General features: G+C 53.4%; 16 protein-coding genes and 1 tRNA gene. 10 read left to right on the top strand and 7 right to left on the bottom strand.

Annotated elements, in window-relative coordinates:
- Window positions 1–23 precede the first annotated feature (23 nt).
- Window positions 24–611, top strand: coding sequence for a Fe-S biogenesis protein NfuA (gene nfuA, locus Q9245_RS00790; RefSeq protein WP_199007053.1), 588 nt, complete (start codon window positions 24–26; stop codon window positions 609–611).
- A 215-nt stretch (window positions 612–826) separates the two neighbouring features.
- Window positions 827–2,041, top strand: a complete 1,215-nt coding sequence (locus Q9245_RS00785) for a DUF445 family protein (protein WP_305895377.1) — start codon at window positions 827–829, stop codon at window positions 2,039–2,041.
- A gap of 45 nt (window positions 2,042–2,086) precedes the next feature.
- On the opposite strand, the gene Q9245_RS00780 is transcribed toward Q9245_RS00785, so the two are convergent.
- The 5 genes from Q9245_RS00780 to Q9245_RS00760 form a co-directional block, all read right to left on the bottom strand.
- Window positions 2,087–2,413, bottom strand: coding sequence for a TusE/DsrC/DsvC family sulfur relay protein (locus tag Q9245_RS00780; RefSeq protein WP_305895376.1), 327 nt, complete (start codon window positions 2,411–2,413; stop codon window positions 2,087–2,089).
- A gap of 2 nt (window positions 2,414–2,415) precedes the next feature.
- A complete protein-coding gene (gene tusB / locus Q9245_RS00775) occupies window positions 2,416–2,697 on the bottom strand; it encodes a sulfurtransferase complex subunit TusB (RefSeq protein WP_305895375.1) in 282 nt (93 codons plus the stop codon).
- A 12-nt stretch (window positions 2,698–2,709) separates the two neighbouring features.
- On the bottom strand, window positions 2,710–3,060 hold the full coding sequence (locus Q9245_RS00770; RefSeq protein ID WP_305895374.1) for a DsrE family protein: 351 nt from the start codon (window positions 3,058–3,060) through the stop codon (window positions 2,710–2,712).
- Between the two features lies 1 nt (window position 3,061).
- Window positions 3,062–3,472 (bottom strand): sulfurtransferase complex subunit TusD, encoded by a 411-nt coding sequence (gene tusD / locus Q9245_RS00765; protein ID WP_305895373.1) that lies wholly within the window; start codon window positions 3,470–3,472, stop codon window positions 3,062–3,064.
- Window positions 3,473–3,575: 103 nt separating this feature from the next.
- Complete coding sequence (locus Q9245_RS00760; protein WP_114333706.1) at window positions 3,576–4,295, bottom strand: Bax inhibitor-1/YccA family protein; 720 nt, start codon at window positions 4,293–4,295, stop codon at window positions 3,576–3,578.
- A gap of 290 nt (window positions 4,296–4,585) precedes the next feature.
- On the opposite strand from Q9245_RS00760, the gene Q9245_RS00755 reads away from it, so the two are divergent.
- Window positions 4,586–4,676, top strand: a tRNA-Ser gene (locus tag Q9245_RS00755).
- Between the two features lie 122 nt (window positions 4,677–4,798).
- Here the strand turns inward: Q9245_RS00755 and glpD are convergent.
- A complete protein-coding gene (glpD, locus tag Q9245_RS00750) occupies window positions 4,799–6,286 on the bottom strand; it encodes a glycerol-3-phosphate dehydrogenase (protein WP_305895372.1) in 1,488 nt (495 codons plus the stop codon).
- 127 nt (window positions 6,287–6,413) lie between these two features.
- Window positions 6,414–7,172, bottom strand: coding sequence for a DeoR/GlpR family transcriptional regulator (locus Q9245_RS00745; RefSeq protein ID WP_305895371.1), 759 nt, complete (start codon window positions 7,170–7,172; stop codon window positions 6,414–6,416).
- Between the two features lie 212 nt (window positions 7,173–7,384).
- Here Q9245_RS00745 and glpK point away from each other — a divergent pair, with 212 nt between their 5' ends.
- The 7 genes from glpK (at window position 7,385) to Q9245_RS00710 (ending at window position 15,044) form a co-directional block, all read left to right on the top strand.
- Window positions 7,385–8,857, top strand: coding sequence for a glycerol kinase GlpK (gene glpK, locus Q9245_RS00740; RefSeq protein WP_305895370.1), 1,473 nt, complete (start codon window positions 7,385–7,387; stop codon window positions 8,855–8,857).
- A 99-nt stretch (window positions 8,858–8,956) separates the two neighbouring features.
- Window positions 8,957–10,051, top strand: coding sequence for an ABC transporter ATP-binding protein (locus tag Q9245_RS00735; protein WP_305895369.1), 1,095 nt, complete (start codon window positions 8,957–8,959; stop codon window positions 10,049–10,051).
- Window positions 10,051–11,151 carry an ABC transporter ATP-binding protein gene (locus tag Q9245_RS00730; RefSeq protein ID WP_305895368.1) on the top strand — a complete coding sequence of 367 codons (1,101 nt, stop codon included), beginning with the start codon at window positions 10,051–10,053 and terminating at the stop codon, window positions 11,149–11,151. The genes Q9245_RS00735 and Q9245_RS00730 overlap by 1 nt, the downstream gene beginning before the upstream one ends.
- On the top strand, window positions 11,151–12,017 hold the full coding sequence (locus Q9245_RS00725; protein ID WP_133007549.1) for a carbohydrate ABC transporter permease: 867 nt from the start codon (window positions 11,151–11,153) through the stop codon (window positions 12,015–12,017). The genes Q9245_RS00730 and Q9245_RS00725 overlap by 1 nt, the downstream gene beginning before the upstream one ends.
- Before the next feature lie 10 nt (window positions 12,018–12,027).
- Window positions 12,028–12,834 (top strand): carbohydrate ABC transporter permease, encoded by an 807-nt coding sequence (locus Q9245_RS00720; RefSeq protein WP_305895367.1) that lies wholly within the window; start codon window positions 12,028–12,030, stop codon window positions 12,832–12,834.
- Between the two features lie 11 nt (window positions 12,835–12,845).
- Window positions 12,846–13,121, top strand: coding sequence for a DUF2160 domain-containing protein (locus Q9245_RS00715; RefSeq protein WP_305895366.1), 276 nt, complete (start codon window positions 12,846–12,848; stop codon window positions 13,119–13,121).
- A gap of 174 nt (window positions 13,122–13,295) precedes the next feature.
- Window positions 13,296–15,044, top strand: a complete 1,749-nt coding sequence (locus Q9245_RS00710; protein WP_305895365.1) for an ABC transporter substrate-binding protein — start codon at window positions 13,296–13,298, stop codon at window positions 15,042–15,044.
- Window positions 15,045–15,104 lie beyond the last annotated feature (60 nt).

Genomic DNA, 15,104 nt, shown 5'->3' with positions numbered 1-15,104 from the left:
ACATTTGAAAACAGGTAGGAAGCATGGCCGTGGTAACTGTGACTGATTCCGCACGAGATTATCTCGCAAGCTTGATTGAAAAACAGGATGTCGAAGGCATGGGGGTTCGTATCTTTGTAACCCAGCCGGGTACCCGAAATGCGGAAACGTGTTTGGCTTATTGTCCGCCAAACGAAGTGGTGCCGACGGACGAAGCGAAAGATCTGGAAAAATTCATGCTGTATCTGGATCACAACTCTGTACCGTTTTTGGAAGATGCTTTCGTGGATTACTCGAAAGACCAGATGGGCGGACAGCTGACCATCAAAGCGCCGAACGCGAAGGTTCCGCAGGTTTCTGACGATGCGCCGCTGCCGGAGCGCGTTCAGTACGTACTCGCATCCGAAATCAATCCAAACCTGGCGGCTCATGGTGGTGACGTGTCTTTGGTCGAGATCGTTGATGAATCCGTAGCCGTGCTTCGTTTTGGTGGCGGCTGCCAAGGCTGCTCTGCCGTCAGCCTCACCCTGAAGCAGGGTGTCGAGAAAACGCTGAAAGAACGTGTGCCAGAAATCACGGCTGTTCGTGACGTAACGGATCATACGCAGACTGAAAACGCTTATTACCAGTAATTCCTGCCCCGCGTAGTCGCGTTTCCCTCCTTGAGCAGGTGGCGGTGTTTGCCGCCTCCTGCCGGTATCACGCCTTCTGGCTGGCAATGCGGCCAATGTGCCCGGCGCATGGCTGCTTCATTATTTGTCATATAAATACATGTTTAATGCGGTAGTGTGCCGCTTAACTCGAACAATAACCCGCACGGCTGCGGGGATGATGCTTGGGGTCGCGCTTGTCTGAATACTCTTTTCTAGTGGTGCCTGCAGTGGCTGCGTTTGTCGGTTGGGTCACTAACTGGCTTGCCATACAAATGTCGTTCTATCCTGTTCAGTTTGTTGGAATAGGCTTTCTCGGTTGGCAGGGTGTAATACCGCGCAAAGCGGAAAAAATGGCTCACATTTGTATCGACCAAACACTGCAGCAGTTTGGAGATCTGAATACGGTTTACCGCAAGCTTGAACCCCATAAAATCGTCGAGCACGTGGTTAATCTTGTCTCTCCAAGGCTGGATGAGTATATCGACTCCATGATGTACGAAGTTCAGCCCGTACTCTGGGACAATCTGCCGCTTTTTGTCCGCTCCCGAATCTATCGATGGGCCCGGGAGCAATTGCCTTCGCGGATCGAAGAGTTGGTTGATGATATCGGTGACGATCTCGACAGCCTTGTTGACTTGAAAGCTCTGTTAAGTCGTCAATTGCAAGCCCACCCGGATCTCATGAACCGAATCTTCCAGGAAGCCGGTGCGGTGGAGCTGAGGTCTGTGGTGAATCGCGGTGCATTAATTGGCGCCTTGCTCGGGGCTGCTTTGTTACCGCTCTGGGTTCGGTATCCGGAGCCGTGGGCTTTACCTGTGGGGGGGTTCTTCATTGGTTTTATAACCAACTGGTTGGCCATTAATCTTATCTTTGCTCCGTTGAAGCCGCGTCGATTTCTGTTCTGGAAGGTTCAGGGGTTGTTTTTGCGTCGCCAGGACGAAATCAGCGATGTTTGGGCCAGACTCGTCGCGGAGGAGTTGATTACGGTAGAGCAGGTCGCAGATGCGATGGTGAACGGTGAGCAGGGCAGTCGAACTCGCGCCATTCTGCAGAAGCATCTCCGGCCGATGCTGGACGAATCGCTGGTGCTGAAAATGGCGGCTCAAGTAAGCGTCGGGCTCGAAGGCTATACCGATTTGAAGCGTGTTATGAACGATAAGGCCGTGATTGCCACAAAAGATGTGTTTTCCGACCCGAACTTTAAAAAAGAGCGGGCGCCAGCGGTGGCCACCGTGCTATCCGAGCAAATGAAGGCCTTAAAGCCTGAAGAGTTTCAGGACATCCTGCGCCCGGCGTTCCGTGAAGAGGAGCTCCAGCTAATGCTGGTGGGTGGTCTTTTCGGTGCAGCTGCCGGTTTGGTTCAAGTCTTGGGAGTAGCCTATCTTCCTATGATGCCCTTTGGTTTTTAGTGCATCCCAGGTAAATGGCCGGGTGCTGGCGAGCCCCGAAACCGGTCACAGGCAGTTTGTGGGGCGAGGTAATCCTGCTATTTTGCAGGCAGTTTTTGCCGGAGTGCCCGGGAACAGTTGCATCAGATAAATGCTGTTCCCTTTTTGGTCGCCCAATGCATCTTTCACCGCTTTAACGAATAGCCGGTTGGAGGGAGGCGACATTTCATGTTTTGTATAAAATTCCCTCAGAAACTCTATGATTTCCCAATGTTTATCATTCAGCGTGATCTGGTCTTCGGCAGCAATGATTTCCGCCACACCTGATGTCCAGTCGGTGGCGTTTTCCAGAAAGCCTTCGTTATTTCGTTCGGGTAGATTTGCGATGCTCATGTTTACCAGCTGATAACCTTTTCATGTTTCTGTGTAAGCTGAACCAGTCCCTCAAAATCCACTGTATTGCTCGAATCGTAGAGCGTGTCGAGCGCTCTGGCGGCGATATCGGCTTTCAGTCCGTACAGCTTGCAAGGGGCTTCCAGTTGGGCGCCAGCAATGCTGAGCACGCCGTTCTCGATGAGCATCAGGGTGTCAGAAGGCAGCAATGCTTGCATGCACAACTCGTATCGTGGGTGCTCTGGCGTCTTGTTCAGGATATGAAGCGTAGGGTGGGGGTTCATAATATCTGCTCGCTAGCTTGCGAATACCACGTGAGTGTGGCCGTTCAGTAGCTCTTGAATGTTGCTGGATAGCTCTACGCCAGACAGCATGGTTTCTGAGCTCAGGCCGTATTTATGGCAGGCACGCTCATCAGCGATCAGTGCCTCGATGCCGAATAACGGCGCAGCAGACAGGTTTTTCTCGGCGGACTTTTGGCCTAGCTCGTCGGGTTGTTGTCCTTTGCGAAGCCAGTTAACGCCCGGGCCTGTAAACAGCATAGCCGCAGGCTGATCAAATGCAGCCAGTGAAAAGGCCATGTCCAGTGCTTCCCGCCCTGACCATGACCCGTAGGGTGCTTGGTCGATCACGATGAGTGTGGTCACGTCAGCTTCCCCCATGGAAATAAACAGTTCTGTCGGCAGCCCGCTTACCTTCAACCCATTCACCCAACCCGGCAATCTCGAACGGAGAACGAAGGTTGTTGGCGGGCAGTTCGTAGCGAGCCTGTTCCGTTTCGTTTATCAGTCCCCGGCGCAAGGCGGAGGCAATACAGGCGGTAGCGGGGATCTGGTGTTCTACAAGAAAGTCGGCCCACTGCTGCGACCAGTGCGTTTCATCCGAAGGGGGCGAGCTCAGATTGGATGCTAGGTGCACACCATCTCCGTATAGAAAGACACGGTCAATCTTGTGCCCGGCCGACAGTGCGGCTCTCGCGAACATCAAGGCCGTTTGAGGTGCTTGAGTGGTCCATGGGGCACCGGTGATAACGAGCGTGTAAGCAAGCGAATTCGGCATGTGTCGGGATTCTGATAATGGGTAGATGCAGTTAGGCAGTGTACCTAAAGCAGAAACCCCGGCAAAGCGCCGGGGTTTCGGGAGGCTGGTTCAGCGGGCTGAATCAGTCTTCGCCGGTGAAGGCGCCAATCAGGTGCAACAAGCTGACGAACAGGTTGTAAATGTTCAGGTACAGCCCGGTTGTTGCCATGATGTAGTTGGTTTCACCGCCATTCACGATGCGGCTGGTATCGTAAAGGATGAAGCCAGACATCAGGAACACGATAGCTGCGCTCATGGCCAGGCTGAAAGCTGTGACCTGAACGCCGAACAAACTGGCGACGAACGCGCCTAGCATGCCAACGATCACCACCATCATGCCGGCTACCAACATACCGCGCATGAAGCTGAAGTCTTTCTTGGTGGTCAGAACGTAGCCTGACAGACCCAGAAATACAACAGCGGTGCCGCCCAGTGCCTGCATAACGATTTGGCTACCATTCGCAAACTGAAGGTAGTGCATCAGAATGGGGCCCAGTGACAGACCCAGCAGGCCTGTAAAGGCAAAAACGACACCGATACCGGCTGCGCTGTTAGCGGTTCGTGGAAGAACCAGCCATACCAGTGCCAGCGCGCCCAGGCTGCAAACCAGGCTTACGCCTTGGCTCAGGCCAATGCTCATGGAAACACCAGCCATAACAGCACTGAACAGAAGGGTCATTGCCAGCAGGGTGTAAGTGTTACGTAGAACCTTGGTGGCTTCCGGGCTGATGGCGCCGGTAGCGCTACCGCGAGCGACTTGGATGCCACCCTGGCTTTGAACGTTGTATTGCCTGTTATCCATTCTCGTCTCCGAATTTATCAAACGGCGGGTAGGGCAGGCCGATGCGCCTCGCCACTTCCCTTTAACCTGAAGCCCATAATAAGGTTGTATGCGCAACTTTCAATCATTTGTGACAATAAAGAGGGTTAAGAAGTTCATTACAGTTCATTCACCTTGTCGGTGTTGGTGAATCGTTGATCAATATAGAGAAAGTGATCGAGAATTTTCATGAATTTCGATATAGACCGTTGACAGCATAAGCGATTCCGGTATCATGCACACCGCTGTCGAGATGACGGCAAGAAAGATGCGGTGGGCTGGCAGAGCGGCTGAATGCAGCGGTCTTGAAAACCGCCGAAGGTTAATAGCCTTCCCGGGGTTCGAATCCCTGGCCCACCGCCATTTCTTCTTTCTTATCAATAAGTTCCAAGTTTTCCTCCCCAATACAGCAAATCCGAAGTCTTATTTTTACGCACTCGTGCCTCAGAGCGTTGTGTTAACCGCCCCTCAGCACGTGCACAGAACTATTTGCCCGCCAGAAATGCCTCTAGCGCTTCTACATCACCTGCTTTGGCATAAAGCCCTTGCTTGGTGCGACGCCATAAAATGTCGTCGGACGTGATGGCCCACTCGTTTTGCACTAGATAGCTCACCTCACGCTCGTAGAGTGTTCCAAGGAAGTGCTTACCCAGATCCTCGATGCACGCGCAATCTTGAAGGATGGTGCGGGATAGGGTGCCATAGGTTCGCGCGTAACGGCGGGCGATTGGGGTAGGTAGCCACGGATACTCTTCTTTGAGCGCGCTGATCAGGTTGGCCTGATTATCGAAATCGCCTCCGGGCAGGGCGGCAGTTTTCGTCCAGCGTTTTCCGGAGGTTTCAAAAAAATTACACAGTCTGTCGGTGGCTGCTTCGGCCAATTTACGGTAAGTGGTGATCTTGCCACCGAATACCGAGATCAGGGGGGCTTGGCCTTTTTCCGCGCTCACCTCAAATGTGTAATCCCGCGACGCTTTCTGGGCATTCTCTTCCTCGCCATCCATCAACGGACGCACGCCTGAATACGACCAGATGACGTCTGTAGGTTGCAGCTGTCGTTTGAAGTGATCGTTTACGACCCCCAGCAAATAGCTCGTTTCTTCTGGTGAAATTTTCGCTTTCGACGGATCGCCTTCGTATTCAACGTCGGTGGTGCCAATCAGGGAGAAGTTATCTTCATAAGGAATCACAAAGACAATGCGCTCGTCTTCGTTTTGGAGGATGTAGGCCTCTTCTTCCTGATTCAGTCTTGGCACCACGATGTGGCTGCCTTTCACCATGCGAATCATCTTGGGCGCTTGCATCGACAGTGCTTCACCGAACAAGGCACTCACCCAGGGGCCGGATGCGTTCACGATCGCTTTCGCTGTGACCGATTTCTCGTCATTTGTAAGGGTGTTTCGAAGCGTTACCTGCCACGCCTTGGCTCCGCGTTTTGCGTTGACGCATTTGGTTCGCGTCATGATGGTGGCACCGGCTTGCTCTGCTTTTTTGGCGGTCAGAACAACCAATCGGGCATCGTCAACCCAGCCGTCGGAGTATTCGAAACCACGGGTCAGTTCCGGCTTAAGCGGACCGGAGTCGTTAAAGCGGATCGAGCGAGAGCCGGGTAACATTTCACGCTTGGCCAGATGGTCATAGAGAAAAAGTCCGGTTCGAATCATCCAGGCGGGGCGGAGATGGGAGCGGTGGGGCAGGCGAAATCGCATCGGGTGCATGATGTGCGGAGAATTGCGTAACAAGGACTCCCGTTCAGCCAGCGCCTTTTGCACCAGCCGGAATTCGTAATGCTCCAAATAGCGCAGCCCTCCGTGAATCAGTTTGCTGCTGTTTGACGACGTAGCGGACGCCAGATCATTCATTTCGCACAGCAGAACCTTCAATCCGCGGCCAGCGGCATCCATTGTGATGCCTGTACCATTAATGCCGCCGCCGACGACAACGACATCGTAGTGGGGGTGTTCTGCTGACATTTCTGATGCTCTCCGACGCTTTGGTAGATTCGTTTCGCTATTATGCGAAAGTCTTAGATGTTCGTAAAGGAAAATAAGAAAACAAACGAACGTCGCGAGGAGGGTGTTTGGGGATTAAAAAAGAGACTTAAACCAAATGCAGGGTAACGTTGTGCTCTCTGAGCATTTTCGAAATTTCTTCAGGTGGTTTTTCGTCAGTGAACACATGGTCTGCTTGAGTGATGCTGCCCAGGCGAACCATGGCGTTCCGGCCAAATTTGGAGTGGTCTGCAGCCAGCAGCGTTTGGCTGGAATTGGCGATGATGGCTTGAGCGACTCGTACTTCGCGATAATCAAAATCCAGAAGTGAACCGTCATTGTGGATGCCACTGATCCCGATAATGCCAAAATCCATTTTGAACTGGTTGATGAAATCACGGGTTGCCTCGCCGACAATGCCGCCATCGCGGCTTCTGACTTCACCGCCGGCGATGATCACGCGAAAATCTTCTTTGGCTGAAAGAATCGAAGCGACATGGAGGTTGTTCGTGACCACCTGTAAGCCATTTTTTGCCAGCAGGGCCTTGGCAATGGTTTCCGTGGTAGTGCCGATATTGATGAACAGCGAAGCATTGTCGGGAATGAGCTTTACCATGGCCTCGGCGATACGTTCTTTCGCCTCGAGGTCCATGATTTTCCGGGCTTGATAGGCGGTATTAACGGTGCTCGAGTCGATCCCGGCTCCGCCGTGGTGTCGCCGTAACTTCTTGTGCTTGGCGAGCTCGTTTAAATCCCGGCGTATGGTCTGCGGCGTAACCTGAAACTGTTCGACCAACTGATCGGTAGTGACGAAACCATTTTCCTGGATCAACTCCAGAATGAGTTCCTGTCGGCGCCGCTGTGCCATTCAATACCCTCCGCAATTGACTGTTTACTGCTCGATTTCGCGTGAAAACGAAAATTCGGGGAAAGTTTAGTTGTTTTAATGGCTTTGTGCAGCTCTCCAGATGGGTTGGGGGCAATATGACTGCTATATAAGGGGGATGAGTCAAAATTCTTGGTATTTCTTTTTCAAAAAAGCAAAAATGCGAACAAAAATGAAGCCGAGGCCGATAGCACATGAGTCAGTATCTACTTTCCATTGATCAAGGAACCACCAGTTCCCGGGCTATTCTTTTTGATCTGGACGGCAATATCCATGCAGTTCGACAAGAAGAATTCCCCCAGCATTTTCCAGACAGCGGATGGGTTGAGCACGACCCGGAGGATCTTTGGTCAACGGTGAAGCGCACCTGCGACGCGGTGATGGCGGAAGAGTTTGGTCCGGACGATGAGGTGCTTGGGGTCGGTATCACCAATCAGCGTGAAACAACCATCATCTGGGACCGGAAAACCGGGAAGCCGGTCTACAACGCTATCGTTTGGCAAGACCGGCGAACCGCAGATTACTGCAAGTCACTCAAGTTGAGCTCCCATGAGCCCTGGGTGCACGGTAAAACCGGGCTATTGATTGACCCTTATTTTTCAGCCACCAAAATTCGCTGGATTCTCGAGAATGTCTCGGGCGTCAGGGAGCGGGCGGAAAGGGGAGAGCTGGCCTTCGGTACCGTGGATACCTTTATCTTGTGGCGCCTCACCGGTGGTCGGGTGCATCGCACCGACGCCACTAATGCCAGCCGAACGCTGTTGTTTAACATTCATACCCAACAGTGGGACCAAGATCTGTTAGAGATGTTCGGTATTCCGGAATCGTTGTTGCCCGAGGTGATGGATTCATCCGACGACTTCGGCGAAATCACCGAAGGCGGCGCGCTTAACGGAAGCTCCGTGTACGGAATCGCCGGTGACCAGCAGGCCGCGCTGTTCGGGCAAACCTGTTTTGAAGTGGGTATGGCCAAGAGCACCTACGGCACCGGCTGCTTTTTGATGCTCAATACCGGTGATAAGGCGCTGCGCTCGGAGCACCGGCTGCTCACTACCGTGGCGTATCGCCTGAACGGCAAAACCACTTACGCGTTGGAAGGCAGTATTTTTATTGCCGGAGCCGCGATCCAGTGGCTACGGGATGGCCTGCAGCTGATCAACAACGCCTGCGATACCGAACCGCTGGCACAGGGAACGCCCGTTGATCACGGAGTGTATCTGGTGCCTGCTTTTACCGGACTTGGCGCACCTTACTGGGATCCTGACGCACGAGGGGCTATCTTTGGTTTAACGCGGGATACCGGTATCAAAGAGATTGTGACCGCCGGATTGCAGTCTGTGTGTTACCAGACCAAGGATTTGCAGAAAGCGATGGAAAAAGACGGGATTCGCCCGACTACACTTCGGGTAGACGGCGGGATGGTCGCCAACAGCTGGGTGCTGCAGTTCCTGGCCGACATACTAGGGGCAACGGTGGATCGTCCGTCGCTGGTCGAAACCACTGCGCTGGGTGTTGCGTATCTGGCCGGGCTGAAAGCCGGGGCGTATCAATCGCTGGACGATTTATCGGATTTATGGCGCTGCGATCGCAGGTTTGAGCCTGTGATGTCAAAGGAGCATCGCGACCGTTTGTACGAGGGCTGGATCAATGCGGTGCAAAAGCTATAGGCAGGCAAGGGCTTAGCTAACCTAAGCCCGAGCTCTATTGCAGCTTGCACTGGATCCCAGTGCCCGGACACGTTTTCACAAGAACAACAAGGAAGACACATGTCCTTAACGCTCGAGAACCTTTCCCGAATCGTCGACGGGGTCGATTACATTCGGAATGCCAACCTGACATTTGAGGCTGGCTCGTTCAATGTTTTATTGGGGCGGACGCTCGCAGGTAAAACCTCGCTGATGCGTTTGATGGCGGGGCTGGACAAGCCGACCGAAGGCCGTTTGATCTATAACGGCAACGATGTAACCGGTCAGAGTGTCCAGCGCCGTAACATTTCAATGATCTATCAGCAGTTCATCAATTACCCGAATCTTTCTGTCTACGAGAATATCGCTTCACCACTGCGCCTAGCGAAGATGCCGGAATCGGAGATCGATCGGCGAGTCATAGAAACCGCGGCTATGCTGCGAATCGAACCGCTTTTAAAACGGTTTCCCCTCGAGCTCTCCGGAGGCCAACAGCAACGCACAGCCATGGCAAGAGCCTTGGTGAAAGACGCGACTCTGGTGCTTTTCGATGAGCCTCTGGTGAATCTCGACTACAAGTTGCGCGAAGAGTTGAGGGCCGAATTGCGGGATTTGTTCCGCGAGCGTCAGTGTATTGCGGTTTACGCAACCACCGAGGCCAACGAAGCCTTGGCTTTGGGCGGAACCACCACACTGCTTCACGAAGGCCGTGTGGTCCAGAGTGGTCCAGTGATGGACGTATACCGCAAGCCGGTGAATACGCTGGCCGCTCAACTATTCAGCGAGCCACCGATGAACCTGATTCGTGGCCGTGTTTCGGATACGGAACTGTCGTTCGATGAAGATACCCGCCACGCTCTGACTCAGGAACTCGCCAATCTAAAGCCCGGCGAATACTGGTTCGGTATCCGGCCCAGTCACATTGCCCTGACACCCGCCAACGAGGACGATCTTGAGATCCCCGTGGAAGTGGCGCTGAGTGAAATCAGCGGCTCTGAAACCTTTATGCATGTCGAGAGCCGCCATTTCGAGATGGTCACTCAATCGATGGGCGTGCATCAATATCACACAGGCGCACCCATTCGCGTGTACCTGCCGGTCAACAAACTGTTTGTATTCGATACCCACGAACAGCTGGTACATACGCCGTCGCAGCGTTCGGGGAGGGGAGTGTAATGGCTGAGATTCACCTGAAGTCCCTGGCTCACAGCTACAGCAAATCGCCATCCGGCCCCGACGATTACGCGATTCGTCAGCTCGATCACGTTTGGCAAAAAGGAGGGGCGTATGCACTCCTCGGGCCATCCGGATGTGGCAAGAGCACGATGCTCAATATTATTTCGGGCTTGGTTCAGCCATCGGAAGGCGAAGTTTTATTTGATGGCAAGCGAGTCAACGCACTCTCGCCAAGGGACCGGAATATCGCCCAGGTTTTTCAGTTTCCGGTGATTTACGATTCTATGACCGTCTACCAAAACCTCGCGTTTCCGTTGAAGAACAACAAAGTGCCTGCGGCACGTATCAAGGAGCGTGTGCAGGAAATCGCTGAAGTGCTGGAGATCGAAGACAAACTGCATAAAAAAGCCAAGAACCTCACCGCCGACGAAAAACAGAAAGTGTCTATGGGGCGCGGGCTGGTGCGGGAAGATGTGTCTGCCATCTTGTTTGATGAACCACTCACGGTCATCGACCCGCAGCTGAAGTGGAAGCTGCGCCGCAAGCTCAAACAAATCCACGAGCAGTTCGATATCACCATGGTTTACGTCACCCACGATCAGCTAGAGGCGTCCACTTTTGCTGACAAGATCGCGGTTATGTACGACGGCCAGATCGTACAGTTTGGCACCCCGACCGAGTTGTTCGAGCAACCCAATCACACCTTCGTTGGCTACTTTATCGGCAGTCCGGGGATGAATCTGATCGACGTTGAACGCTGCGCTTCGGGCGTTCGTTTTGGCTCCACCGACGTGGCCTTGGAGGGCTGGCGGCTTGAGCAATTAAACCGACTTGAATCAACCAATCTAAAGATCGGTATTCGGCCTGAATTCATAAAGTTAAGCCATAAACCTGAAGTTAGTTCGTATGAGGCTAAGGTGTTGGATATGGAAGATCTTGGCACCTACAAAATCATCGATGTAGACCTGGATTCGCAGGCGTTGAAGGTACGGGTTGATGAGGATTTCAATGCCGAGGTCGGCAGCCATGTTCACCTTACTTTGCCGCCTGAATGGACCATGCTGTATGTCGATGAATTCCTGATGCAGGAGCAAGCGTGATGGATAAAATCCCGAATAACCGAGCCTGGTGGTTGGTGTTGCCGGTGTTCCTGTTGGTAGCGTTTTCGGCGCTTATCCCGCTGATGACCGTGGTCAACTATTCAGTACAAGACATCTTCGGGCCGGGGCAGGCGTACTTTGTCGGTACGGAATGGTTCAAAGAAGTCCTGACGGATGAGCGCCTTCAGGATTCGTTGCTGCGCCAGTTCTTGTTCTCGGGCGCCGTACTGCTGATCCAGATTCCGCTGGGTATCGGGGTTGCGTTGATGATGCCGAAGTCTGGTATCAAAGGGTCCTTGTGTTTGATTCTGGTGGCCATTCCATTGCTGATTCCCTGGAACGTGGTTGGCACGATCTGGCAGATTTTTGCGCGTGGTGACATTGGGTTGTTTGGCTGGGGTATTAACCAGTTGGGCGTGGACTATAACTACACCGGAAGCACCGTCGATGCGTGGTTAACGGTCCTGTTAATGGACGTGTGGCACTGGACCCCATTGGTGGCGTTGCTGTGCTATTCCGGCCTTCGCGCGATTCCGGAAGCCTTCTATCAGGCCGCGGAAATTGACCGGGCTTCCAAATGGGCGGTGTTCCGTTACATCCAGCTGCCCCGGCTTAAAAGCGTGCTGATCATTGCCGTGTTGCTGCGGTTTATGGACAGCTTCATGATTTACACCGAACCCTTCGTTCTGACCGGTGGCGGCCCGGGTAGTTCGACCACCTTCCTGAGCCAAACCTTGACCACCATGGCGATCGGGCAGTTTGATCTTGGCCGTGCGGCCGCCTTCTCGCTGATCTACTTCCTGATTGTGTTGCTGATTTCGTGGTTGTTCTTCACCGCGATCACTCACGCTGACAAAGAACAATAAGGAGAGTGTGATGAAACAAGCCCGCTCGAAAAATGTCGCCATCACCGTGTTTATTGTTCTGCTGCTAACCCCCGTGTACTGGTTGCTGAACATGTCGTTCAAAACCAATCAGGAAATTCTTGGTGGGCTGACCATGTGGCCTGAGAACTTCACCCTTGAGAATTATGTGGTGATTTTCACCGACCCCAGTTGGTACAACGGCTATCTGAATTCCATGGCCTACGTGACCATCAACGTCATTATCACTTTGCTGGTGGCTCTGCCCGCGGCTTATGCATTCAGTCGTTACAAGTTCCTGGGCGACAAGCATCTGTTTTTCTGGTTGCTCAGCAACCGCATGGCGCCACCTGCGGTGTTCCTGTTGCCGTTCTTCCAACTGTATTCATCCATCGGTTTATTCGACACCCACATCGCGGTGGCCTTGGCTCACTGTCTGTTCAACGTGCCGCTGGCGGTATGGATACTGGAAGGGTTTATGAAAGGGGTGCCGCGAGAATACGACGAAATGGCCTACATTGATGGCTACAGCTTTCCGAAGTTCTTCGTGAAGGTGTTTTTGCCCATGATCCGCTCCGGTATTGGTGTCACGGCGTTCTTTGCGTTTATGTTTTCCTGGGTTGAGCTGCTGCTGGCAAGAACATTGACCAGTGTCGATGCCCAGCCCATCGGCGCCATCATGACACGCACCATAGGGGCAAGCGGTATTGATTGGGGCGTTCTGGCCGCCGCGGGTGTGCTCACCATTATCCCGGGCTTACTGGTGATCTGGTTTGTTCGGAATCACGTGGCCAAAGGCTTCGCGCTCGGGCGCGTTTAAGGAGATAACCTATGATTGCGTGGATGAACTGGACGCCCAGCGTCGCCATTTTTTTCGCAGTCATTGCCGCCATACTGGCGGTTATGACGGTTTACGAAATTGTCTCCCCATGCACCGAGCGCAAGGGCTTTCTACCGATTGAAACAACTCGAGGTGACCGGCTTTTCATTGGGCTGCTATCCGCGGCTTATATTCACCTGGCGTTTCTGGCGGTCAGTGACATCAGTTTATGGGTCGCGCTGGGCGTTTCCGTCCTGTGGGCGTTGGTGCTGTTGCGTTGGGGCTGAGCGCAGGGCGATGAAATTTGTAAAAGGTTCGTTTGCGAACTAGCTTGTAATCAGTGTTTGAAAACGACCATTCAGTTTATACGAACACGGTTTTCATGGAGTCACTGAAAGGTAATGAAACCCCGAGTGCGGTTTGTGGCGCTCTCTCAATAACAACAGTAAATGAGGTCGGATATGTCCAAGAATAAAAAACATCCCGGGGCCCTGATACTCAGCGCGGCTATTGCCGCAGCGGCGATGGGGCTCAGCCTGCAAGCCTACGCGGATCAATATTCAGACGCCGCTGAAAAGTGGGTAACGAATGAGTTCAAACGATCGACGCTGACCAAACAGCAGCAACTCGAAGAGATGGCGTGGTTCACCGAGGCAGCAAAAGACTTCCGCGGCATGGAAATCAATGTGGTTTCTGAAACCATCGCGACCCATGAATACGAATCCAATGTTCTCGCCAAAGCGTTTACCGACATCACCGGCATCAAGCTCAACCACACCTTGATTCAGGAAGGCGATGTTATCGAGAAGCTGCAAACCCAGATGCAGTCCGGCCGTAATATTTACGACGGTTATGTCAACGACTCGGATTTGATCGGCACCCACGTGCGCTACGGCAAGGTGGTTGCGGTTGAAGACATTATGAACGGTGCGGGCAAAGACCTGACGTTGCCAAGTTTGGATCTGGACGACTTTATCGGGCTGGATTTCACCACCGGGCCGGACGGCAAACTGTACCAGTTGCCGAGCCAGCAATTTGCCAACCTGTATTGGTTCCGGGCGGACTGGTTTGAAAGAGACGATCTCAAGAAACAGTTCAAGGACCGATACGGTTACGAACTTGGGGTGCCCATCAACTGGTCTGCGTATGAAGACATTGCCGAGTTCTTTACCGTCCACGTGAAAGAGATCGACGGAGAGAAAGTGTATGGTCACATGGATTACGGCAAAAAAGACCCGTCTCTGGGCTGGCGCTTTACCGATGCCTGGTTCTCTATGGCCGGTGCCGGCGACAAGGGGTTACCTAACGGTTTACCGGTAGACGAGTGGGGCATTCGTGTTGAAGGCTGCCACCCGGTTGGTTCCAATGTGTCGCGCGGCGGCGCTACCAACGGGCCAGCAGCGGTTTATGCAACCACCAAGTACGTTGACTGGATGGAGAAATACGCGCCGCCTGAAGCGACTGGCATGACCTTCTCTGAATCCGGCCCGGTTCCGGCTCAGGGCAACATTGCTCAACAGGTGTTCTGGTATACCGCCTTTACGGCAAGCATGATCGAAGATGGTCTGCCGGTGGTGAATGAAGACGGTACACCTAAATGGCGGATGGCACCTTCACCCAGGGGGCCGTACTGGGAAGAGGGCATGAAACTGGGGTATCAGGACGTAGGTTCCTGGACGTTCCTGAACTCTACACCCGAGAAGCGTCGCTTGGCTGCGTGGCTGTATGCACAGTTCACGGTTTCCAAGACGGTTTCCCTGGAAAAAACCATCGCAGGCCTGACCCCCATTCGTGATTCCGACATCAACTCGGACTACATGACGGAAATGGCCCCGAAACTCGGTGGTCTTGTCGAGTTCTATCGCAGCCCTGCGCGTGTGCAGTGGACCCCAACCGGTACCAACGTGCCAGACTACCCAAAACTGGCGCAGCTCTGGTGGCAGTTCATTGCGCAGGCAGCCAGTGGCGAAGCAACGCCTCAAGAAGCGCTGGATGGTTTGGCGGATGCTCAAGACCGTGTAATGCAACGTTTGGAGCGGGCTAATGTCATGCCCAATTGCGGTCCGAAACTCAACGAGCCTCGCGACCCCCAGTACTGGTTGGATCAGCCCGGTGCACCTAAGCCGAAACTGGCGAACGAAAAAGTGCAGGGCAAGACCGTGCCTTACAAGGAACTGCTGAAAACCTGGGAGGACGCTCGTAAAAGCTGACCCCTGAAAGGATCTGCCCGCCGAAACCGTGTTCGGTGGGCAGGTTCGCCTGATCTTTCC

The sequence above is a fragment of the Marinobacter sp. MDS2 genome, assembly GCF_030718085.1.
Taxonomy (GTDB): domain Bacteria; phylum Pseudomonadota; class Gammaproteobacteria; order Pseudomonadales; family Oleiphilaceae; genus Marinobacter.
Note: the sequence above shows the minus strand (reverse complement) of the source record. Positions and strands in the feature narration are given on the sequence as shown.

Bases quoted from the DNA above. Each gene is read 5' to 3' on its own strand.
- tusB (WP_305895375.1), bottom strand. From the start codon at position 2,697: ATGAACCCCCACCCTACGCTTCATATCCTGAACAAGACGCCAGAGCAC.
- glpD (WP_305895372.1), bottom strand. From the start codon at position 6,286: ATGTCAGCAGAACACCCCCACTACGATGTCGTTGTCGTCGGCGGCGGC.
- Q9245_RS00715 (WP_305895366.1), top strand. From the start codon at position 12,846: ATGATTGCGTGGATGAACTGGACGCCCAGCGTCGCCATTTTTTTCGCA.
- nfuA (WP_199007053.1), top strand. From the start codon at position 24: ATGGCCGTGGTAACTGTGACTGATTCCGCACGAGATTATCTCGCAAGC.
- tusD (WP_305895373.1), bottom strand. From the start codon at position 3,472: ATGCCGAATTCGCTTGCTTACACGCTCGTTATCACCGGTGCCCCATGG.
- Q9245_RS00760 (WP_114333706.1), bottom strand. From the start codon at position 4,295: ATGGATAACAGGCAATACAACGTTCAAAGCCAGGGTGGCATCCAAGTC.
- Q9245_RS00720 (WP_305895367.1), top strand. From the start codon at position 12,028: ATGAAACAAGCCCGCTCGAAAAATGTCGCCATCACCGTGTTTATTGTT.
- Q9245_RS00725 (WP_133007549.1), top strand. From the start codon at position 11,151: ATGGATAAAATCCCGAATAACCGAGCCTGGTGGTTGGTGTTGCCGGTG.
- glpK (WP_305895370.1), top strand. From the start codon at position 7,385: ATGAGTCAGTATCTACTTTCCATTGATCAAGGAACCACCAGTTCCCGG.
- Q9245_RS00735 (WP_305895369.1), top strand. From the start codon at position 8,957: ATGTCCTTAACGCTCGAGAACCTTTCCCGAATCGTCGACGGGGTCGAT.
- Q9245_RS00730 (WP_305895368.1), top strand. From the start codon at position 10,051: ATGGCTGAGATTCACCTGAAGTCCCTGGCTCACAGCTACAGCAAATCG.
- Q9245_RS00780 (WP_305895376.1), bottom strand. From the start codon at position 2,413: ATGAGCATCGCAAATCTACCCGAACGAAATAACGAAGGCTTTCTGGAA.
- Q9245_RS00710 (WP_305895365.1), top strand. From the start codon at position 13,296: ATGTCCAAGAATAAAAAACATCCCGGGGCCCTGATACTCAGCGCGGCT.
- Q9245_RS00745 (WP_305895371.1), bottom strand. From the start codon at position 7,172: ATGGCACAGCGGCGCCGACAGGAACTCATTCTGGAGTTGATCCAGGAA.